Source organism: Parvimonas sp. D9, from assembly GCF_035282565.1.
In the GTDB taxonomy this organism is placed as follows: Bacteria; Bacillota; Clostridia; order Tissierellales; family Peptoniphilaceae; genus Parvimonas; species Parvimonas micra.
Genome location: NZ_JAYKBM010000265.1, coordinates 1 through 237, shown reverse-complemented (window position 1 = coordinate 237; position 237 = coordinate 1). Strand labels below are relative to the sequence as shown.

At 35.0% G+C, this 237-nt stretch carries 1 protein-coding gene; it reads right to left on the bottom strand.

Annotated elements, in window-relative coordinates:
- Positions 1-237: SDR family NAD(P)-dependent oxidoreductase (locus VJI94_RS08830; RefSeq protein WP_324009105.1), on the bottom strand; the 237-nt coding region annotated here is incomplete at both ends.

Genomic DNA, 237 nt, shown 5'->3' with positions numbered 1-237 from the left:
AAACTACCAGACTGTTCACATTCAAATTGATCATATCGAGTTCATGTTCTAATGAGGTTTCTATAAAATTGCCATAACCACCAAAGCCTGCATTGTTAATTAAGTGTGTTACTGTTAGCTCTGCGGATTTTACATCATAGAAAAGCTCTTTTGCTGAATCAGGTTTCGACAAATCTTTTTCAAAGTAGTGCACGCCAATTCCAAATTTGGAAGAAAGTTCATTTTGCATTTGTTCGA